Origin of the sequence: Mycobacterium lehmannii, from assembly GCF_002245535.1 — a bacterium.
GTDB classification, from domain to species: Bacteria; Actinomycetota; Actinomycetes; order Mycobacteriales; family Mycobacteriaceae; genus Mycobacterium; species Mycobacterium lehmannii.
Genome location: NZ_NKCN01000015.1, coordinates 1 through 20,707, shown reverse-complemented (window position 1 = coordinate 20,707; position 20,707 = coordinate 1). Strand labels below are relative to the sequence as shown.

20 protein-coding genes are annotated in these 20,707 nt (G+C 66.5%); 6 read left to right on the top strand and 14 right to left on the bottom strand.

Features of this window, described 5'->3' with window-relative positions:
• Positions 1-3 precede the first annotated feature (3 nt).
• From CEX87_RS17085 to CEX87_RS17075, 3 genes are all read right to left on the bottom strand, one after another.
• Positions 4-2,172, bottom strand: coding sequence for an elongation factor G-like protein EF-G2 (locus CEX87_RS17085; protein WP_094288215.1), 2,169 nt, complete (start codon positions 2,170-2,172; stop codon positions 4-6).
• A 102-nt stretch (positions 2,173-2,274) separates the two neighbouring features.
• Complete coding sequence (locus CEX87_RS17080) at positions 2,275-2,682, bottom strand: TIGR03668 family PPOX class F420-dependent oxidoreductase (protein ID WP_094288305.1); 408 nt, start codon at positions 2,680-2,682, stop codon at positions 2,275-2,277.
• Positions 2,683-2,684: 2 nt separating this feature from the next.
• The gene (locus CEX87_RS17075) at positions 2,685-3,260 is read right to left on the bottom strand and encodes a hypothetical protein (protein WP_064417848.1); all 576 of its coding nucleotides are present in this window, start codon (positions 3,258-3,260) and stop codon (positions 2,685-2,687) included.
• Positions 3,261-3,357: 97 nt separating this feature from the next.
• On the opposite strand from CEX87_RS17075, the gene CEX87_RS17070 reads away from it, so the two are divergent.
• Positions 3,358-4,488 carry an ABC transporter substrate-binding protein gene (locus CEX87_RS17070; protein ID WP_082698996.1) on the top strand — a complete coding sequence of 377 codons (1,131 nt, stop codon included), beginning with the start codon at positions 3,358-3,360 and terminating at the stop codon, positions 4,486-4,488.
• A gap of 16 nt (positions 4,489-4,504) precedes the next feature.
• Here CEX87_RS17070 and pyrE read toward each other — a convergent pair whose 3' ends face one another.
• Positions 4,505-5,089 carry an orotate phosphoribosyltransferase gene (gene pyrE / locus CEX87_RS17065; protein WP_064417849.1) on the bottom strand — a complete coding sequence of 195 codons (585 nt, stop codon included), beginning with the start codon at positions 5,087-5,089 and terminating at the stop codon, positions 4,505-4,507.
• A 14-nt stretch (positions 5,090-5,103) separates the two neighbouring features.
• A complete protein-coding gene (locus tag CEX87_RS17060; RefSeq protein ID WP_094288213.1) occupies positions 5,104-5,904 on the bottom strand; it encodes a HugZ family pyridoxamine 5'-phosphate oxidase in 801 nt (266 codons plus the stop codon).
• An 80-nt stretch (positions 5,905-5,984) separates the two neighbouring features.
• Here CEX87_RS17060 and treS point away from each other — a divergent pair, with 80 nt between their 5' ends.
• From treS to CEX87_RS17045, 3 genes are read left to right on the top strand one after another with little or no spacing between them, the layout of a single operon-like run.
• Positions 5,985-7,805, top strand: coding sequence for a maltose alpha-D-glucosyltransferase (gene treS, locus CEX87_RS17055; RefSeq protein WP_094288211.1), 1,821 nt, complete (start codon positions 5,985-5,987; stop codon positions 7,803-7,805).
• Positions 7,805-9,163: a maltokinase N-terminal cap-like domain-containing protein gene (locus CEX87_RS17050; RefSeq protein ID WP_094288209.1), complete on the top strand. Its 1,359-nt coding sequence runs from the start codon at positions 7,805-7,807 to the stop codon at positions 9,161-9,163. Before treS ends, CEX87_RS17050 begins: the two co-directional genes overlap by 1 nt.
• Positions 9,164-9,182: 19 nt before the next feature.
• Positions 9,183-9,563 carry a hypothetical protein gene (locus CEX87_RS17045; RefSeq protein WP_064395962.1) on the top strand — a complete coding sequence of 127 codons (381 nt, stop codon included), beginning with the start codon at positions 9,183-9,185 and terminating at the stop codon, positions 9,561-9,563.
• Here CEX87_RS17045 and CEX87_RS17040 read toward each other — a convergent pair.
• Positions 9,547-10,107, bottom strand: coding sequence for a TetR/AcrR family transcriptional regulator (locus CEX87_RS17040; protein WP_233151421.1), 561 nt, complete (start codon positions 10,105-10,107; stop codon positions 9,547-9,549). The two genes, CEX87_RS17045 and CEX87_RS17040, sit on opposite strands and share 17 nt — an antisense overlap.
• A 366-nt stretch (positions 10,108-10,473) precedes the next feature.
• Between CEX87_RS17040 and CEX87_RS17035 the strand changes: the two genes are divergently transcribed.
• Positions 10,474-10,854 (top strand): hypothetical protein, encoded by a 381-nt coding sequence (locus CEX87_RS17035; RefSeq protein WP_064395965.1) that lies wholly within the window; start codon positions 10,474-10,476, stop codon positions 10,852-10,854.
• 25 nt (positions 10,855-10,879) lie between these two features.
• On the opposite strand, the gene glgX is transcribed toward CEX87_RS17035, so the two are convergent.
• On the bottom strand, positions 10,880-13,027 hold the full coding sequence (gene glgX / locus CEX87_RS17030) for a glycogen debranching protein GlgX (RefSeq protein WP_233151420.1): 2,148 nt from the start codon (positions 13,025-13,027) through the stop codon (positions 10,880-10,882).
• 110 nt (positions 13,028-13,137) lie between these two features.
• Between glgX and CEX87_RS17025 the strand changes: the two genes are divergently transcribed.
• The gene (locus CEX87_RS17025; RefSeq protein ID WP_082694978.1) at positions 13,138-13,959 is read left to right on the top strand and encodes an enoyl-CoA hydratase/isomerase family protein; all 822 of its coding nucleotides are present in this window, start codon (positions 13,138-13,140) and stop codon (positions 13,957-13,959) included.
• Here CEX87_RS17025 and CEX87_RS17020 read toward each other — a convergent pair.
• The 7 genes from CEX87_RS17020 to CEX87_RS16995 form a co-directional block, all read right to left on the bottom strand.
• Complete coding sequence (locus tag CEX87_RS17020; protein WP_064395967.1) at positions 13,956-14,507, bottom strand: nicotinamidase; 552 nt, start codon at positions 14,505-14,507, stop codon at positions 13,956-13,958. The two genes, CEX87_RS17025 and CEX87_RS17020, sit on opposite strands and share 4 nt — an antisense overlap.
• Positions 14,508-14,518: 11 nt before the next feature.
• Complete coding sequence (locus CEX87_RS17015; protein WP_094288207.1) at positions 14,519-15,847, bottom strand: hypothetical protein; 1,329 nt, start codon at positions 15,845-15,847, stop codon at positions 14,519-14,521.
• Complete coding sequence (locus CEX87_RS17010) at positions 15,847-16,272, bottom strand: cytochrome c oxidase subunit II (RefSeq protein ID WP_094288205.1); 426 nt, start codon at positions 16,270-16,272, stop codon at positions 15,847-15,849. Before CEX87_RS17010 ends, CEX87_RS17015 begins: the two co-directional genes overlap by 1 nt.
• Entirely contained in the window at positions 16,269-16,439 is a 171-nt protein-coding gene (locus CEX87_RS27390) for a hypothetical protein (protein ID WP_164674037.1), read from the bottom strand. The genes CEX87_RS17010 and CEX87_RS27390 overlap by 4 nt, the downstream gene beginning before the upstream one ends.
• Positions 16,436-18,286, bottom strand: a complete 1,851-nt coding sequence (locus CEX87_RS17005) for a hypothetical protein (RefSeq protein ID WP_094288203.1) — start codon at positions 18,284-18,286, stop codon at positions 16,436-16,438. Before CEX87_RS17005 ends, CEX87_RS27390 begins: the two co-directional genes overlap by 4 nt.
• Before the next feature lie 186 nt (positions 18,287-18,472).
• Positions 18,473-19,651, bottom strand: a complete 1,179-nt coding sequence (locus tag CEX87_RS17000; RefSeq protein WP_064417874.1) for a zinc-dependent alcohol dehydrogenase — start codon at positions 19,649-19,651, stop codon at positions 18,473-18,475.
• Positions 19,652-19,736: 85 nt separating this feature from the next.
• Positions 19,737-20,561, bottom strand: coding sequence for a secretion protein EccK (locus tag CEX87_RS16995; protein WP_233151419.1), 825 nt, complete (start codon positions 20,559-20,561; stop codon positions 19,737-19,739).
• Positions 20,562-20,707: the final 146 nt, after the last annotated feature.

Below are 20,707 nucleotides of genomic sequence, written 5' to 3'. Positions count from 1 at the left end.
CATTCAGACCGAGGATGCGACCTTGGCCGCAGCGTGGTCGGGCATCGGGTCGTAACGGGCGAAGGTCCTGGTGAACGTGCCGGCGCCGTGGGCCAGCGAACGCAGGTCGATGGCGTAGCGGCTCAGCTCGACCTCGGGGATCTCGGCCTTGACCAGAGTGCGGTCGTCGCCGACCTTCTCGGTGCCCAGCACACGGCCCCGCCGCCCGGCCAAATCGCCCATGATGGCGCCGACGAAGTCGTCGGGAATCAGCACCGTCACCTCATCGACCGGTTCGAGCAGGTTCACCTTGGCCGCCGCGGCCGCTTCCCGCAGCGCGAGGCCGCCGGCCATCTGGAAGGCGAAGTCGGACGAGTCGACGCTGTGGGCCTTGCCGTCGAACAGCGTGACGCGGATGTCGACGACCGGGTAGCCGGGTCCGACGCCCTTCTCCATCTGCGCCCGAATGCCCTTTTCGACGCTCGGGATGAACTGGCGGGGCACCGCGCCGCCGACGACTTTGTCGATGAACTCGAATCCGGAGCCTTCGGGCAGCGGCTCAACCTCGATGTCGCAGACCGCGTACTGACCGTGACCGCCGGACTGCTTGACGTGGCGCCCGTGTCCTTTGGCCTTGCCGCCGAACGTTTCTCGTAACGGAATGCGCAACTCGACGGTGTCCACGGCGACGCCGTAGCGCCGGGAGAGCGCATCGAGGACCACGTTGGCGTGCGCTTCACCCATCGTCCAGAGCACGATCTGGTGTGTCTCGGGGTTCTGCTCGATGCGCAGGGTCGGATCCTCGGCGGCCAACCGTTGCAGACCGACGGACAGTTTGTCCTCGTCGGTCTTCGCTCGTGGCTGCACCGCGACGGGCAGCAGCGGTTCGGGCATGCTCCATGGCCGCAGCACGAGCGGATCGGACTTGTCGGACAACGTGTCACCGGTCTCGGCCCGGCTGAGACGTCCGATCGCGCAGATGTCGCCGGCGATCACCGAGGGAGCGGGACGCTGCTGCTTGCCGAGCGGGAAGGACAGCGACCCGATGCGCTCGTCCTCGTCGTGATCCTCGTGCGCGGCGAGCGAGCCGGTCAAGGAGCCGCTACCGCCGAAGAACGACGAGAAGTGGCCGGACACATGCACTGTCGAGTCCGGGGTGATGGTTCCCGAGAACACCCGCACCAGGCTCACCCGTCCCACGTAGGGATCGGACGTCGTCTTGACGACCTCGGCCAGCAGCGGGCCGTTCGGGTCGCACGGAAGCTCGGCGCGCGGTTTGCCCTGCGGCGTGAAAACCTCGGGCAGCCGGTGTTCGGGCGGTGGGGGAAACCCGGCGGTGATGATCTCGAGCAGTTCTTGTGTGCCGACGCCCGTGCCGCTGCACACCGGGAGCGCGGGGAAGAACGTCGCCCTGGCCACGGCTTTCTCCAGGTCGTCGATGAGCACCGACTGGTCGATCTCCTCACCGCCGAGGTAGCGCTCCATCAGCGTCTCGTCCTCGGACTCCTCGATGATGCCCTCGATCAGCAGGCCGCGGTGTTCGGAGATCGCGTCGGCGTACGAGTCGTCGGGTGCATGGGTAGCGGTGCGCTTACCGTCGGCGTATTCGTAGTGGGTCTCGGACAGGAGCCCGATCAGCCCGGTGCACGGTGAGTTCGCGGGCAGGTACAGCGGAAGTACCTTGTCGCCGAACGCCTGCTGCGCGGCGGCCAACGCGTTGGCGTAGTTCGCGCGGGCGTGGTCGAGTTTGGTGATGACCACGGCGCGCGGCATGCCCACCTGGCTGCATTCGAGCCACAGCGCCTTGGTTGGTTCGTCGACTCCTTCGTTGGCGGCGATCACAAACAACGCGCAGTCCGCGGCACGCAATCCCGCTCGCAGTTCCCCGACGAAGTCGGCGTAGCCGGGCGTGTCGATGAGATTGACCTTGACGCCGTCGTGTCGTAGCGACGCGAGCGCGAGGCCCACCGAACGTTGTTGGGCGATCTCGGCGTCGTCGCTGTCGCAGACCGTGGTGCCGTCCTGAACGCAACCCTGTCTGGTCAGGACTCCTGCGGCCACCAGAAGTGCCTCGACGAGTGTTGTCTTGCCGCCACCCGATGGGCCCACCAGCACCACATTGCGGATGGCGGCCGGACTGTCCGCGCTCGGGGCGGCTCCGGCGCCCTGGGAATGTGTCGTCTTGTCAGCCATGACGTTCCCTTCCACGACGGCTGCGCTGCCGCCGCCAAAGTGTGTGTTAGACCACAATTCCCCTAACCGACAGCGAGCACAAGGGCTTGATCGAATTGGCGCTCAGGCCTGCCACGAAGCCCACTTCGTGATGGTCACGCTGACGATTGGGCCATCGAGGGCGATTCGCTCATACTGCGGATACTTGTTGCGCAGCAGCGTGTATCCGGTCGCCAATTCTTCGCCGCTGAAGTGAATTTCGGCTCTGCCGTCGACGCGCACCCACCACAGCTGCGCCCAGTCCTCGTCGTAGTGGTCGACGAGCATGCTCACATGTGGGTTGCCCTCGATGTTGCTCAGCCGCCGGAGTCTGCGCGTCGACTTCCGCTTGGCGTCGACGGCGGTGTAGGCCGTCCCGGCGTGCACGGCGAACACGACCGGAACCAGGTGTGGCGCCCCTGCGGGCCCCACGGTGGCGAGCGTCGCGACGGGCGCCGCGGCGAACTTGGCCTCGGGCTCGAACGCGGCCATGCTCACCGCTGACTCGGCCGCTGCGGCGCGACGCTGATCGGCGACCGGGTCACCGGCGTGCGCGTCACCCCGATCTCCGGGTCGCGGCCGGCTCTGGTCGGTGGAGTGCGCGGACGGTTGGTCGCCGGCGGCGGAGGGGCGATCGGCGCCGCCGTCGTCTGGACGCGTGGCGGTGGAGCAGGCCGTGGCGACGGTGGCGGGGTGCTCGGTGATTGCGGTTGGGTGCGTGCAGGTGCCGTGGTCTGGACGGTCGGGCGGACCGGTTCGGACTTCTGGTCGGCGGGCGCGCCGGACGGTTGGAACACCAGCAGGACTGCGGAGACGACGAGCGCGACGGCCGCGATCGTGGCGGCGATCAAGATGCTGAGATTTCGTTTCGTCCGGTACCAGGGCGGCGGGGCGGGCTCGAAGTACCAGCTGTTCTCGTCGAAGGCGTCGAACATCATGTCGCGTCCGGGCACCTTGTCGGGGTCGAAGACCCCGGCGTCGGCGTGCGGCCCCGGATCGGCGGCATCCGCGACATCCACCGGATCGTCTATCAGGTAGTCGAAGTCCCCCGAAACTTCGCGTCGCGCCACACGAGAATGCTAACGCCGGGCAAAGCGGACGGTCTGGCAAACTCCGATGGGAGTTGCACGTCGTCGCAAACCGCTCTGACGATCGGAAGGTTCGGCATTGAAGATCACGACTCTGGCGGCTTCGTTCGCCGCATCCGTTCTGCTGCTGGCCGGTTCGGTTGCGTGCGCGTCGCCGGAAGAAAGCGGTGACGGCGAGCAGACACAGACCGATGTCAAGGCCGCCGAAGCCACATCGGCCGAGGATTTCGGCGGGATCGACGGGCTTGTGGCGGCGGCCAAGAACGAGGGTGAGCTCAATGTGATTGCCCTACCGCCGGATTGGGCAAACTACGGCGCGATCATCAAGGCGTTCTCCGCCAAGTACGGCATCAAGGTCAACTCGGCGCAGCCCGACGCGTCGAGCCAGGAGGAGATCGACGCGGCGAAGCAGCAGAAGGGCAGCAACACCGCACCCGACGTGTTCGACCTCGGACAGTCCGTCGCGCTGGCCAACACCGAGATGTTCGCGCCGTACAAGGTGGTCAACTTCGACGACATCCCCGCGGCGTTCAAAGACCGGGACGGAACGTGGGTCAACGATTACGGCGGCTACATGTCGATCGGCTACGACTCGGCGAAGGTGCCGCCGGTGACGCGCATCGACGACCTGCTGAAGCCGGAGTACCAAGGCAAGGTGGCGCTCAACGGCGACCCCACCCAGGCAGGTGCCGCGTTCTCGGGTGTGGTGATGGTCGCGCTGTCCCAAGGAGGTTCGGTCGATGACATCGCGCCCGGTGTCGAGTTCTTCGAGAAGTTGGCCGACGCGGGCAACTTCGTATCCGTCAACCCGACGTCGGCCACCATCGAGTCCGGTCAGACACCTGTCGTAATCGACTGGAACTTCATCAACGCGGCCGAGAGCAAGAAGCTGCCATCGTGGCAGGTGTTCGTACCGCCGGATCACACCGTCGCCGGCTACTACTACCAGGCGATCAACAAGGACGCGCCGCACCCGGCCGCGGCGCGGCTGTGGCAGGAATTCCTGTACAGCGACGAGGGCCAGAATTTGTTCGCACTCGGTGGTGTTCGACCGGTCCGCGCCGACAACATGGCCGTCGACGGTACTTTGGACAAGGCGGCGGCGGAGTCATTGCCCGGCATCGACGGGCCGGTGACGGTGCCCTCACCCCAGCAGACCCAGGCCGCCACCAAGTACCTATCGGAGCACTGGGCCGCCGCGATCGGCTGACCTTACGCGGGTGAGTTCAGACGTCCCTGACCGGTTCGATGCCGAGGTCTCGGTACGTGACCAGCGCGGCGAACGGCACGCCCCGCGCGGCAAAGCGTTTGGCGGCGATGTCGCCGCGGTCCACCATCGGGATCACGCCGGTGACGACGGCACCCGCCGCGGCCACCCGGTCGAACGCGATCTCGGTCGAGCCGCCGGTGCTGATCACGTCGTCGACCAGCAGCACCCGCGTACCCGGCGCCAAGCGGGTGCCCTCGATCCATTGCTCGCGACCGCGCGCTTTCTGCTCCTTGCGCACCGAGAACCACGCCTTGCCGGTGACCATCGCGACGCCGTGCGCCAGCGGGTCGGCGCCCATGGTCAACCCGCCCACCGCATCGAACTCGATGCCGCGGCTGTCGGCGAGCTCGGCGACCGCGCGGCTGACGATGGTCAACCGCTCACCGGTGTCGATCGCGTACTTGCCGTCGATGTAGTCGTGGCTGAGCTGGCCGCTGGCCAACTTGAACGGCTCCTCACGGCGCTCGTGGCCGCGGGTGGCGATCAGGTCGAACGCCGCTTGCCAGGTGGCCGGTCGCCCGGAGGGAGCCGCAGCAGTCATGAGGTGATGGTATTTCAGCCGCGCCGCGCCAGGCGGGTCAGCTCGACGGCGGCCGAACGCAATTCGTCGATCGAGTCGATCTTCTTCGGATAGCCGATCCGCGTGTAGGCGAGCCCGCGCTCGGTGGTGAGCCGCAGGTCGAGGCCGTACCGGTCGGCGCCGGTGCAGGTCGCCGCGGTGGTGTCCGGGTAGCCGCCCAGCGCCTTGGCCATCGCGACCAGCGTGTCGGCGTGGTCGGCGTTGAGATGCGCGACGGCGCCGGCCGCCAACGGTTGCACCGGATCGGGCTGCGCGGCCGAATACGCCTCACCCGTCGTCGACTCCATCCGCCCGTAACCACCGACCCAGCGCACCCGCCGCACCCGCAGCACCCACAACGTGAAGTCGCTGTAGTCGATGTAGTACTTGGCGGCCGCGACGGCCGACAGGTGTGCCTCGCGCGCGGCGGCGAGTTCATCGTCGGCGGGTCGCTCCACCACCCCAGCGAGCGTGACCCGCCCGCTGGCCAGTGGGTCGGTCTCCGACGTCGGCGCGACGATCGCGATGCTCGCCCGCGCGTCGGCCAACAGGTTGCGGCCGTGCTCGGCGAGGTTGGACACGCACAGCACAGGGGCGCCGTCGAGCAACCCATACGTCACAAACGACGCCCACGGATCGCCGTCGGCCGTCAGCGTCGCCAATGTTGCGGTATTGGTGGATGCGGCGATGGTCCGAGCTTCCTCGGCAGCCGTCGGGCGGACGGAGTTGACGACCTCCGTCAGCGGCGGAGGAATCGACGGTGCATCGCCCGGGTCGCCGTGATCACGTGTGGCCACGCCGGAACGATACCGAAGTGAGCGACGGCAGATTTTTCCGCCGATTCGTTTCCTCGCGACGTGGGTAGGTTGAAAGCCGTATGGATAAGCACAGCGGTGCCAGAGCATCCGACGGATCCGCCGACCACGACCCGGCGGAGGGCAGTCACGTCGAAGACGGTGTCGTCGAGCACCCCACCGCCGAAGACTTCAGCCACGCCCGGATCCTTCCCGAGGACCGCACCTGGTTCAAACGTGCCGTCTTCTACGAGGTGCTGGTGCGCGCCTTCTACGACTCGAACTCCGACGGCATCGGAGATCTGCGCGGGCTGACCGAGCAACTCGACTACGTGAAGTGGCTTGGCGTGGACTGTCTTTGGCTCCCGCCGTTTTACGATTCGCCGTTGCGCGACGGTGGCTACGACATCCGCGACTTCTACAAGGTGCTGCCCGAGTTCGGCACCGTCGAGGACTTCGTCGAACTGTTGGACGCCGCGCACCGCCGCGGTATCCGCGTCATCACCGACCTGGTGATGAACCACACTTCCGATCAGCATGCGTGGTTTCAGGAATCACGCCGCGACCCCGACGGTCCGTACGGCGACTACTTCGTGTGGAGCGACACCAGCGACAAGTACAACGACGCCCGGATCATCTTCGTCGACACCGAGGAGTCGAACTGGACCTTCGATCCGGTGCGACGGCAGTTCTACTGGCACCGCTTCTTCAGCCACCAGCCCGACCTCAACTACGACAACCCCGCCGTTCAAGAGGCGATGCTCGATGTCCTGCGGTTCTGGCTCGACCTCGGCATCGACGGCTTCCGGTTGGACGCGGTGCCCTACCTCTTCGAGCGGGAAGGCACCAACTGCGAGAATCTGCCCGAGACGCACGCGTTCCTCAAGCACTGCCGCAAGGTGATCGACGACGAGTATCCGGGTCGCGTGCTGTTGGCCGAGGCCAACCAGTGGCCCGCCGACGTCGTCGAGTACTTCGGTGATCCGGACACCGGCGGCGACGAATGCCACATGGCGTTTCACTTCCCGCTGATGCCGCGGATCTTCATGGCGGTCCGACGGGAGTCGCGGTTCCCGATCTCGGAGATCCTGGCGCAGACGCCCGACATCCCCGAGATGGCGCAGTGGGGCATCTTCCTTCGCAACCACGACGAGTTGACGCTGGAGATGGTCACCGACGAAGAGCGCGACTACATGTACTCCGAGTACGCCAAGGATCCGCGGATGAAGGCGAACGTCGGTATCCGCCGACGGCTGGCGCCACTGCTGGACAACGACCGCAACCAGATGGAGTTGTTCACCGCGCTGCTGCTGTCGCTGCCTGGTTCACCGGTGCTGTATTACGGCGACGAGATCGGGATGGGCGACATCATCTGGCTCGGCGACCGCGACGCGGTGCGCACCCCGATGCAGTGGACGCCGGACCGCAACGCGGGCTTCTCCACAGCGACGCCTGGGCGGTTGTATCTGCCGCCGAACCAGGACGCGATCTACGGCTATCAGGCCGTCAACGTGGAAGCGCAGCGGGACATCTCGAACTCGCTGCTCAACTGGACCCGCACGATGCTCGCGGTGCGCAGCCGTCACGAGGCGTTCGCCATCGGGAGCTTCCACGAACTGGGCGGTTCCAACCCGTCGGTGCTCACCTACGTCCGTGAGGTCGAGAAGGACTCAGGCGACGGGGCCGGCGCGAAGGACACCGTGCTCTGCGTCAACAACCTCTCCCGATTCCCTCAGCCGATCGAGTTGAACCTGCAGGCCTACAACGGATACACGCCTGTCGAGATGACCGGATACGTGGAGTTTCCCCGCATCGGCCAGTTGCCGTATCTGTTGACCCTGCCCGGCCATGGGTTCTACTGGTTCTCGCTGAAGGCACCCAGCCCGGAGCATGGAGAACAGTGATGAGCCTGCCGTTCGAAGAGTGGCTGCCACACCAGCGGTGGTACGCCGGCCGCAGCCGCGAGTTGGCCAATGTGCAGCAGGCGGCCTGCACCGCCCTGGGCGAGGACCTTGACCTTGTACTGCTCGATGTGTCCTACACCGACGGCTCGAGCGAGCGCTATCAGGTGCTGTTGCGGTGGAACACCGGTCCGATAGAGGAGTACGCGGAGGTCGCGACGATCGGTGTGTCCGCCGATTCCTTGGGCGAGCGCACCGCCTACGACGCGCTCTACGACCCCGGCGCGGCGCAGTACCTGCTGTCGCTGATCGACTCGTCAGTGACGGTCGGGTCCGGCGCCGAGGCCGTGCGCTTCGTCAAGGAACCCGGTGTGGAGTTGCCGCTGGGCGCTGCGCCGCGGGTCTCGTCGGCCGAACAGAGCAACACCAGCGTGGTGTTCGAGGAGAAGGCGATCCTCAAGCTCTTCCGCCGCATCACGCCGGGTATCAACCCGGACATCGAGCTGAATCGGGTGTTGGCCCGCGCCGACAACCCGCATGTGGCGCGGCTGCTCGGCTCGTTCGAGACCACCTGGGACGGAAGTGAGGACGGTGAGCCGTGCGCGCTCGGCATGGTCACCGAGTTCGCGGCCACCTCGGCCGAGGGCTGGGATATGGCCACCGCCAGCACCCGCGACCTGTTCGCCGAGGGGGACCTGTACGCCGACGAGGTCGGGGGCGACTTTGCGGGCGAGTCGTATCGGCTCGGCGAGGCGGTCGCGTCGGTCCACGCCACGCTGGCCGACCAACTGGGCACCGAGACCACCGCGTTCCCGACCGACACGGCCTTGGAGCGGTTGGCGTCGGCGACCAAGTCCGTGCCCGACCTCGAGCGGTACGCGCCGCTGATCGAGGAGCGATACCGCAAGCTGTCGGACGAGACGGTCACCGTTCAGCGCATCCACGGTGATCTGCATCTCGGCCAGGTGTTGCGCATCCCCGAGGGGTGGCTGCTGATCGACTTCGAGGGTGAGCCCGGTCAGCCGCTCGAGGAACGGCGCCGACCGGATTCCCCGCTGCGTGACGTGGCCGGGGTGCTGCGGTCCTTCGAATACGCCGCCTACCAACGGTTGATGGAACAGTCATCCGACGAAGACCACGACCGTCAGCTCGGTGCGCGGGCCCGCGAGTGGGTGGACCGCAACGCCGCGTCGTTCTGCGAGGGGTACGCCGAGGTGTCGGGTACCGACCCGCGAGACTCCGGGCAGCTGCTGGCGGCCTACGAACTGGACAAGGCGATCTACGAGGCCGCGTACGAGGCGCGCTTCCGGCCGAGTTGGTTGCGGATCCCGATGAAGTCGATCGCGCGCATCATCGGCTGATCTGAGGGTTGATCTGACCGTGGCCAAGTACTCGCTCAACGACGCTGCGATGGCCAAAGCGCGTGAGCTCATCGATGCGCGCCAGTACGTGCTCGACAGCGATTGGGGCGAGGTACAGCCGCGCGCCGAGGCGCAGAACTCCTATCTGGACACGCACTCGTGGGAGGACTATGCGGCCTGGCATCTCGGCCTGACCGAGGGCGCGCGCGACGAGACCAAGGCGCGGTACGCGTTCGTCTACGGCGACTTTCGGCGACTCCACCGGTCGGGGCTGATCGCGTGCGTGTACCGGGCGTCGGAGTGGCGACACAAGGACGTCGAACTCGCCGCCCACCACCTGCTGCAGTACCTCGACGGGAAGACCGGGCTCAAACCGTCGCGGCCTATCGGTGAAGCATGAGGTCGATTACGCGCTCGCTCAACGCCTCCGGCTCGCGCGGCGCCGACCGCACCTCGTGCAACAAGCCGATGCCTGTAGCGAACAGGAGAGCCGAACGCAGATCGGCCTCGCCGTCGTCGAATCCGTAGTCGACGAGCGCCTCCCGCACGGCGCTGCGCACCCGCACATCGCTCTGCTGGACGCTGGCCAACACCGTCTGGTCGGTCAACGACCAGACCCGCATCGCGCGCTCCAACGCCCACTGGTCGGGACACATCAGCGTCTGGATCATCGCCGCCAACCGGGCGCGGGGCTCGGCGCCGCGCATGTCCTCGAATTGTCGTCGCTGTTCGTCGTGCAGGTTGGCCCACGCACGGGCCAGCGCGTCGCGGTAGGCAGGCATATCGGTGAAGTGCCAGTAGAAGCTGCCCTTGGTGACGTCGAGACGCTCACACAGACGGCCGATCCGCAACGCGCCGGGGCCGCCGTCGGCGAGCACATCGAAACCAGTCTGGATCCAGTCTTGAGCGGTCACCCGGCGCCCGGTGCTGGTGGGGGCCGTCATGCAGGGCAGCATACGGCGGGCGCCCCAGCATTACTGACACTCACGAAAATTACGGGACGAAGGAAATTGGACGGCAACCGTGGCCGCCGGTAGGCGCCGCCGCTCATCGGCTCCTACTCGCCCCGCCAGGCGTGTGACAACTCAGACTGTCATTCGCGACGGCCACGGTTGCTGTGGGACAAACCGTAGCACAAAAGGATGTCACCGTCAGGGATTTCGACGGTCAAGACGCCTGTCGCACAGCCGGTTTCGGTGATTGCCGGGTGGGATACGGCCGGCTGCCGCGGCTCGGTCGGCGGACGGTGGGGCTCCGTCCGCCGCGCGGTGCGGCGTTTAGCCATCGGGCAGGTGGGCAACCGAATACCTGTGAGCGCAAACCCTGACCCAGGTTATTCACCCAACGACGGCGGCGGTGTCGGCGACACGCTGCGCCCGACGGAGGCGTTGGACTCCGACGACGTGCGCAACGACGACGGCGACGAGACCGTCGATCCGCCAGAGGGGTGGCGTGAAGCCGACAAGATCAATGCCGACGGCGAGGTGGACGAGAGCCTCGACGAGAAACTCGCCGCCGAAGAGCCCGAGCAGCCCGAGTTGAACCAGCCGATGAGTGAGCCCAGCGGCGACACTGAGCTGCGCCCCGACGACCAGGTCGAGCGCATCGACCCCGACCAGCACGGCCGCGACATGGGCCAGATCGACGGCACCCCCGAAGACGGCGACTCGTTCTTCCCGGTGGTCGAGTAGGGGTACCTTCTTCGGCGCCGAATTGCTACTCCTCCGTCGCCGCTTGCAGGACCAGAACGGAACGCGCCGCGACCTGAACCTTCTGCCCGGCGTCGACAGGCGTCGGTTCGTCGCCGTCGTCGGCCGCGGTGTCGATCACCGCGATCCAGGAGTCGCCGAACCTCTTCTCCGGCATCACGAAGTCGAGCGGTTCGTAGTGGGCGTTGAAGCACAGCACGAACGAGTCGTCGACGATACGCTGCCCCCGCACGTCGCGGTCGGGAATGCCGTTGCCGTTGAGATACACCGCGATTGACTTCGCGTAGCCCGTTTCCCAGTCCTCGTCGCTCATCTCCGAGCCATCGGGTGCGAACCAGGCGATGTCGGGCAGACCCTCCCCGCCGCGCTGGCGCACCGGCCGCCCGGAGAAGAACCGGCGCCGGCGGAACACCGGGTGCGCCGCGCGCAACGCCGACACTTTTTGGGTGAATTCCATCAGATCGGTGTCGGGGTCCGACCAGTCGATCCATGACAGTTCGTTGTCCTGGCAGTACACGTTGTTGTTGCCCTGCTGCGTGCGGCCGAGCTCGTCGCCGTGGGCGATCATCGGCACGCCCTGCGAAAGCAACAGCGTCGTAAGGAAATTACGCTGCTGGCGCGATCGCAGTGCATTGATCTCGGGATCGTCGGTCGGCCCCTCCACACCGCAGTTCCAGGACCGGTTGTGGCTCTCGCCGTCGTTGTTGTCCTCGCCGTTGGCCTCGTTGTGTTTCTCGTTGTAAGACACCAGGTCCCGCAACGTGAAGCCGTCGTGGGCGATGACGAAGTTGATGGAGGCGACGGGGCGCCGACCGGTCTGCTCGTACAGATCGGCCGAACCCGTTAGGCGATAAGCGAGTTCGTCGAGCGTGGCGGGCTCTCCGCGCCAGTAGTCGCGAACCGTGTCGCGGTACTTGCCGTTCCACTCCGTCCACTGCGGCGGGAAGTTGCCGACCTGGTAACCACCGGGACCGACATCCCACGGCTCGGCGATCAACTTGACCTGGCTGACCGTCGGATCCTGTTGTACAAGTTCGAAGAATGTCGACAGCCGGTCGACGTCGTAGAACTCGCGGGCCAACGTGGAGGCGAGGTCGAACCGGAAACCGTCGACGTGCATCTCGGTCACCCAGTACCGCAACGAATCCATGATCAGCTGAAGCGAATGTGGATGACCGACGTTGAGGCTGTTGCCGGTTCCGGTGTAGTCCATGTAGTACCGCTTGTCGTCTTCGACGAGCCGGTAGTACGCGCCGTTGTCGATACCCCGCATGGACAGCGTCGGACCCAGGTGATTGCCCTCGGCGGTGTGGTTGTAGACCACGTCGAGGATCACCTCGATGCCTGCCTCGTGCAGTGCGCGGACCATCGCCTTGAACTCCTGCACCTGTCCACCGGGGTTCGGGCTGGAGCTGTACTTGGAATCGGGCGCCAGGAAGCCGATGGTGTTGTAGCCCCAGTAGTTGGACAGGCCCTTGTCGATCAGCGTGGAGTCGTTGGCGAAGTGGTGCACCGGCAGCAACTCGATCGCCGTCACCCCGAGCGACTGCAGATGCTCGATGATCACCGGATGCGCCACGGCCGAATAGGTGCCGCGGATGTTTTCGGGAATATCGGGATGCGTCTGCGTCAGGCCCTTGACGTGCGCCTCGTAGATCACCGAGTCGGCATACTCGTAGTCCGGCGGGCGGTCGTTGCCCCAGTCGAAGTACGGGTTGATGACCACCGATTTCGGCATGCTGGCAGCGGAGTCGTCGTCATTGCGGCTGTCGGGGTCACCGAAGTTGTAGCTGAACAGCGACTGGTTCCAGTCGAAATTGCCGTCGATCGCCTTCGAGTACGGATCGAGCAGCAGCTTGTTGGGGTTGCAGCGCTGTCCCGACGGCGGGTCATAGGTGCCGTGCACCCGGTAGCCATACCGCTGACCCGGCTCGATGTTGGGAATGAATCCATGCCAGACGAACGCGTCGTTCTCGGGCAGCGTGATCCGGGTCTCGGTGCCATCGGCGTCGAACAGGCACAACTCGACCTTCTCGGCGGCCTCACTGAACACCGCGAAGTTGGTGCCCGTCCCGTCGTAGGTCGCTCCGAGCGGGTAGGCCTTACCGGGCCAGACCTCCAGGGACGCGGCTTGGGGGGCGGGGGCTTGGGTCAATTCTCACTCCAGACGACGACACACACGGACAACGAGACGATACGGGTGTGCCCGATGCGGCAGCATCACAACCAACTACGCACAAACATCACACCAGCCAGGAGAAACGCGTGCCCGCCCGCCCCGACCTGCCCGGTTACCGCACGCTGCTGACCGGCGTCGAGGACGGGGTGGCGACCATCACGCTGAACCGGCCGCGGCAGCGCAATGCCGTCGGCGACGGCATGCGCGACGAACTCGCCGACGCCTACCGGCGGCTCGGCGGAGACGACGCGGTGCGGGTGATCGTGCTGACCGGAACTCCGCCTGCGTTCTGTGCAGGCGCCGACCTGGCCGCCGGCGAAGCCACCTTCGCTGCCCCGGGGTCAGGCTTCAGCGCGGCCGGTATCGATGTGCCCGCGTGGACGCTGCCCAAGCCGGTCATCGCGGCGGTCAACGGGCACGCGATCGGGTTGGGGCTGACGCTGGCGCTGCAGTGCGACATCAGGTTCTTCGCCGTCGAAGGCCGCTACGGCGTCGTGCAGGTGCGGCGCGGAGTGGTCGGTGACGCCTATTCCCACTGGATCCTTCCGCGCCTGGTCGGTGTCGCCAATGCGGCCGAAATCCTGCTGAGCGGAGCCACTTTCGATGGGACGAGGGCGGTGCAGCTCGGGTTGGGCAGCCGGGTACTGCCCGCCGACGAGGTGCTGGCGGCCGCGTTGGACCTCGCCCGCGACATCGCCGTCAACACCGCGCCGATGTCGGTGGCGGCCAGCAAGCGGCTGCTGTGGGACTCCTACGACCTCGACCGGTCTGAAGTCGGCGCCCGCGAGACGCAGATCCACCTGCAGCTGATGGGACACGACGACGCCAAGGAAGGCGTGCGCGCGTTCCTGGAGGGCCGGGCGCCGTCGTGGACGGGTAAGCCGGTCGACCCGACGGCCGGCGACTAAACGACTTGGACGCCGACCGCGCGCAGGTCTTCGACGGCCTTGGCGGTCGACTCGGCGGCGACTCCGGCGGTCAGGTCCAGCAGGACGCGCGTGGTGAACCCGTTGGCTACGGCGTCGGCCGCCGTCGCCCGCACGCAGTGGTCAGTCGCGATGCCGACCACGTCGACCTCGTCGACTCCGCGTTCACGTAACCAGCCGGCCAGCGTCGTCCCGGCCTCGTCGCTGCCCTCGAAGCCGCTGTAGGCGGCCGAGTACTCGCCTTTGGTGAAGACGGCCTCGACCGCATCGGGCCGGAACTGCGGATGAAAGTCGGCACCGGTGGTACCAACGACGCAGTGCCGCGGCCAGGACGTCACGAAGTCGGGGTTGTCGGAGAAGTGGTCGCCAGGATCGATGTGAAAGTCCTTGGTGGCCACCACATGCGCGTATTCGGTCTGGTCGGCGAGCAACTGGCTGATGTCGCGGGCGACGTCGGTGCCGCCGGTGACGGCCAGTGAGCCGCCCTCGCAGAAGTCGTTCTGGACGTCGACGATGATGAGCGCCTTCATGCCTCCCGACGCTACCCGCCGAACAGCAGGTACAGCCCGGTGAACGTGTAGCCGACCATGACCAGCATCATCGCCAGCTGCCCGGTCAGCTGATGGGCCGACGGCAGCAGGCGCAGCGCGCGGTCATGCGCGGCGACCACACCGGCGACGTGCCCGGCCAGGACGAACCCGACCTTCAGCGTCGCCAGCACGGCAGGGTGTTGCGACAGGAAGTAGCTGACCTCTGCGTCCTGCAGCCACAACAGGTTCCACCCGCGTGCCAGCGGGTCGGCCAGCAGGATGATCGTCTGCTGACCGCGTTCGACCAGATAGGTCAGGTAGTGGGCGAACACGTAGCCGATGACGATCGGGATCAGCGAGTGCGCCATCAACCCGGGCAACCGGCGGCGCTGGTCGCGATCCACACCGCCGGTAGCGATCGAAGCGAGCCAGAAGGTTGCGGCGACGACGGCTGCGAACGTCGCCAAGCCGGCCGTCTTGATCAGGGTGGCGGTCAGCGTCGACGAAGAATGGTCGTCAACGAAGTTCCGCCATTCGGGCATGGCCGAAAAGCTGTCGAACGCAGTCGATCCCAAAAGCACCGCCATGACCACCACGAGGCCCGGGCGCACCGGAAGCGACGGGAGATGGTCGAACGGATTGCCGATCGCCACGCGGCCCGTGTCGGGGTCCCGGCGAAACGGCGAGAGCCGCGAGGCCACCACACTGTACATCTCGAACGGGTCTGCCCGCGTACACCAACGCTCACCACACACCAGCGCACCGACCAGTGTGACCACGAGGTAGATCAGCAGCCAAATGCGGATGGCGTCAAGGGAACCCGGATCGGGACTGGCCAACTCCAGCCAGACGAACGCGAACAGTCCGAAGGCCGCGGGCCAGTATCCCAGCCACGCGGGGTACGTCAGGCGCAGCGACCGCCCGCCCAGTAACCGGAGAACCGCCCGCACCGGCGATATCGCTCGCCACACCGGTCCGATGATCAGCGAGACCGCCACCAGGCCCACCCACAGCAGGACGTAGAACACGCCGGGTAGTGGATTCCTCGCGTCTTGGGGACCGAGGACGGCGGCGACACCGACCCACACCGCGAAACCCAACCCGCCGAGCGCGAGGGCCCAACGGGTCACGGGCGCATCGACCACGGCTGTCACCCAACGAGGTAGGGGGCGAACGGAATTGGCCGGATCGAACTTGGGCTTCTTCCAGGCGAGCGCCACCACCGCGAACGTGAATGTCAACGCCCATGCGGCCCCGACCACCGCGTAGGTGAACGGAATCGGCAGATCCGTCGAGCCGCCGAGACCGTGGGCCAGTACGGAGACCGACGGCCCCGACATCACTGCTGGACTTGAACGGTCGCGATGACGCGATTCAGGTCGTGCAGTTCGATCTCGACGTTGCCGGGCACGTCGACCGTGAACTGGAACTGTTGGCCAGGTGTGGGATCCACCTTGAACGTGTGCTCGGGCACTGAATGCACATGCAGTTCGTCGGCCGCGTCGCTGTTGACCCGCAGCACGATCGGCTCACCGACCTTGCCCTGAATCTGTGCGTTGGTGGGGTCGACGTTGCCGTTCTCGATCGTGACGTCGATGGTCAGGCGATCGGGCGGGCGCTGTTGATCGGGCATGTCGCCGGCGCCGACGGTCGACTGGGCGGGACTACTCGCTTCCGGTTCGGAATCGCGCGAGCCACCGCATCCGGCGACGAGAAGTGTCGCAGCGATGCAGGCCGCGCTGGAGCGGATGAGTGTCGGTTTCACGTTGTGTTTTCCCCGTTGGATTCGACTTCTCGTTTACGACGGTTCTTCACTGCTATGTAAACCACCACCCCGGCGACGATGATCGCCGGGGCGAAGGCGGGCACCGCGATCCACACCGGGTGGTCGGCGAGGATTACGACATCTGCGCTGTCCGGCGCGCCCGTCATGATTGCGCGCTGGGTTGTAGTTCGGCCTCACTTCCGCTGGGCTCGCTCCGGTTGATGCGGCCGCCACCCCAGGTGATGCCGGCGACCATGGCGAGCGAGCACACGAGCACGATCAGGCATCCGATCAGCCACAACGACTGGGGGATGTCCGGGCTGCGTTCACGCTGCAGGATCGTGATCTCCGAGACGAACGGACGCGTCATGTTCGGTTCGGCGGGCACTTCCTCCGCGCCGATGCCGGGATCGCCTGCCAGGTAGATCGGCACCGCCGCCAGCATCCGGCCGTCGTGGACGCGCAGCAGCGTCTTCCATGTGCCGGAGACCGGCATCGGCTCGGTGGAGCGGTAGTGCCCGGGCCCGACCTGCTCGAGGTTGTCGACGAACATGCCTCGATGGTTGGGCAGGCCGCCCTGCCAGCCGAGCACCGAGACCCAGTTCGGATCCTCGCTCAGCAGGTTGGCGGGTGTGAGTTGCACGTCGGCGGTCACGAACCGCGCGTCGTCGTCACCGGGAGCTTCGGTCAAGACGATGGTGGCGTTGGCGTTCTCGGGAACGTTGTAGCGGAGGCCATTGGCTGTGGCGCCGCCGATCGCAAGCACGGTCAACACGACCAGCCCCACGCTGAGCGCCCGCCGCGGGAGTCGTTGTTCGGTCAACACCATGCCGACCAATGCACCGCAGGCGCCGGTCAAGATGGCGACGGGGACGGCCATCGCCAACGCCTCGGGCCAGATGCTGGTGTGCCACGGCAGGTGGTAGACGGCGTTGATCCACAGCGACTCCAGCCACAGCCCGACGGTGCCGACGCCGAGTCCGGCCACGGCACCGAAAAGTACCGGACGCTTGATCAGTGGGGTCAGGCCGAGAAGTTCGACGACGACGGCCGCACCGAGATAGAGGGGGAACCAGTTGATCGGGGCGTCGAGTACGGGACCGACGAGGAAGGCCACGATCCCGCGCAGGCCGATGGCAATGACGGCGGCGATGAGCGCCGCACCGCGGCCGAGGAAGAAGCGCGCGGCAACCAACGCGAGCGCTGCGGCTGCCGCGATCAGCATGGGTTGGAAGACCTGGCGGAACTGCGGGACGCCGAAGTCGAACTCGATCTGGTAGACGGACATACCGATCAGCACGCCGGCGAACGCCAGGTACTGGATGAATTTGAGGCCGATACCGTCGGGCGGCGTGTCAGGCGTCCGGACCCGCTTGCCCTCGAGTTCGAGGTAGGCCGCGGCCAACGTGGAAAAGCCTGCGCCACCGATCATCATCAGGTGGGTGGGGCCCCAGAGCGTGACGTCCTGTCCGAAGATTCGGTGCCAGATGTCGTCGAGTGGGAATCCGAGCAGCGCGTAGACACCGCACCCGGCCATGACGATCCCGCCCACCGGTGCGTACCAGTGGTCGGTGATGCGCACCGCGGCCGGGCCGGGGCGCTCTTCCTCGCCGCGGGGCAGCACCATCGCGGTGCAGCCGGCGAGGAAGATCCCGAACAGGCCGATGAGAATGAAGTAGTGAGCGGGGTTGGCGAGCGCGCCGTCGTCACGGCCGTTGCCGATGTGCAGGCTGACGTCCCAGATGAACCCGAACAGCGCGCAGATGATCGACGCGGTGAAGATCGCGATCGGCAGCGCCACCCATGACGGCCGCTTGAAGCGGCGACCGGACCAGTCGCCGAGACGCGCCAGCCACTCGATCTTGTGCGTGCGGTGCATCCAGCCGATCCACAACATCAATGCCGCGATCACAGCGGCGACGATCGACAAAAGGATGATCTCGTGGATGGCGGTGCCGCCGCCCTCGCTCTGCGCCAGTACCGAGATCTCTGAAGCTTTCCAAGTACTCGTCATATGCCCACCTACCCGAAGTCGGAGGAAACTCCTTACTCGTCGGTAATGTTGCCAGAACCCGCGATACCGAAACCAGGGGTATCAGGTAGCGACAACACGGATTGTCTCAAGCGTTGTGTCGGGGTGGCCGTAGCACTCGCGACGGTAGTGGTCCGGCAACGAGGGTCTCGGGCTGATCCATCGGCATCAGGGCTTCAAAATGGTCTTGACCATGCCGTCTTCCTTCTTCTGGAAGGTTTCGTACGCGCCGGGGGCGTCCTCCAGCGGAAGCCGATGGGTGGCGAACTGCTCGACGCCCAGCGGATCCTCGGCGGTCAACAACGGCATGATGTCGGGCACCCACTTCTTGACGTTGGCTTGGCCCATGCGCAGCTGAATCTGCTTGTCGAACAGCGTCATCATGTTGATCGGGTCGGCGGCGCCACCGTAGACGCCAGACAGCGAGATCGTCCCGCCGCGCCGGACGAGGGCGATCGCGGAGTTCAAAGCGGCGAGCCGGTCGACGCCGGCGTTTTTCATCACGACGCGGCCGATGGGCGAGGGCAGGAAGCCGCTGGCGGTCTGCATGGTTTCGGCGACGGGAGAACCGTGCGCCTCCATGCCGACCGCATCGATGACCGAGTCGGCGCCGCGACCCTCGGTGTGGCTCTTGACGACCTCGTCGGCGTCGTCGGTGCGAAGGTCGATCAGCTCATCGCAGTAGGCGCGAGCGCGGGAAAGCCGCTCGTCGACCAGGTCGATGCCGATGACCTTGCAGCCCTTGCGGTGTGCGGCGATACGGCAGGCCATCGAGCCGATCGGACCCAGGCCGAGGACGACCAGGGTGCCACCTTCGGGTACCGCGGCGTACTCCACGGCCTGCCATGCCGTGGGCAGGACGTCGGAAAGGTAGACGTAGCGGTCGTCGGGGCCGTCGTTGGGGACCTTGATGTGGGTGTACTGCGCCTGCGGGACGCGCAGGTACTCGGCCTGCCCGCCCGCGACCTCGCCGTAGAGCTTGGAGTAGCCGAAAAGCGCGGCGCCCGTCCCTTGGTCGCGGTTCTGGGTGGTTTCGCACTGGCTCTGAAGACCCTGGTCGCACATGAAGCAGTGGCCGCAGGAGATGTTGAACGGGATCACCACGCGGTCGCCCGGCTGTAGACCGTCGACCTGGCGCCCGACCTCCTCGACGACGCCCATCGCTTCGTGGCCCAGGATGTCGCCGGGGTTCATGAAGGCGCCGAGCACCTCGTAGAGGTGAAGGTCCGAGCCGCAGATGTTGGTGCTGGTGACTCGGATGATCGCGTCGGTCGGTTCCTTGATCGCGGGATCGGGCACGTTGTCGACGGACACTTTCCGACGACCCTGCCAGGTGACTGCTCGCATGGGCGCCTCCTCGTGGTCTGAGGGAGGCATGCCCATTCGAGTGAGTGCCAAACTTCGGCTTGATGCTCTCAGCCGGTGGCGCCGGTCAGACGGTGGCGTCCGTGGCGATCGCGTCCTGCATGAGGACGCTCAGGTGCTGCCAGTAGATCCAGTCGGCGATGGCGGTGCGCTGATCGGCGGCATCGGTCGCGGTATGTGCTCGGTGCAGCGCCAGTTCCTGGGCATGGTCGGCATAGGTGACAAAGCACTGCAACTGGACCGGGGCGCGGTCGGGTGAGTTGCTGAGCAAGGGACGAAAGACCTCGAACCACAGCAGCGCGCGGCGGTCTTCTGGGGGAGTGGCGTCGGTGGGCGGTGCAGGCAGCACCTCGGACAGGCCGGTGGGCGTGATAGCGGCCAATTTGCTTGCCGCGTCGGGGGATATCACCTGTAGGCGATGGCGACCGTCCATCCGGCCACTCTCGGGGATGTCGTCGGGACGCAGGACGATCCGGGGCGCGCCGGGGTCGAAGCCCTTGAACTGGTCCTCGGTCGCGATGACGGCGCGGAGTTCGGTGTTGTGGTGCTGGGCCCAACCATGAAGTGCGAGAATAGGATACGTCGCCCAGGATCCGCGAACATGAGCGGGGATCCCTTCGTCGGCGGTGGCCATCTTGACGCGGTCGGGCAGTTTGACATCCTCGGGGATGTAGCCGAGGCCGTAGTTGTTGGCGACGACGATGGTGCCGTCCTTGGCGAGGCCGGTGACCCAGTAGAACCCCACGTCGGTGATGCCGACGTTCAGGGCAGCCGCGATTCGTTGGGCGAGTTGAGTGGGATCGCTGCCGGATGGCCCGCGGAGGGTGGCGGCCGCAATGGCCTCGCGTTGGGCGCGTGCGGTCGAAACCGGAACGGGCGCAGGGGCACCCACCGTGCCGGCACCGGGTGCCGCTGTGCTGGGCGGGACGCCGGGGGCGACGTTGGCGGCCGGAGCGACTGGGGCGGCCGGCGGGGGCGTGGGCTGTCTCTTCTACCCATCTGGCGCTGCCGACGCAGGCTGCGCGCTACGTGGCGGGG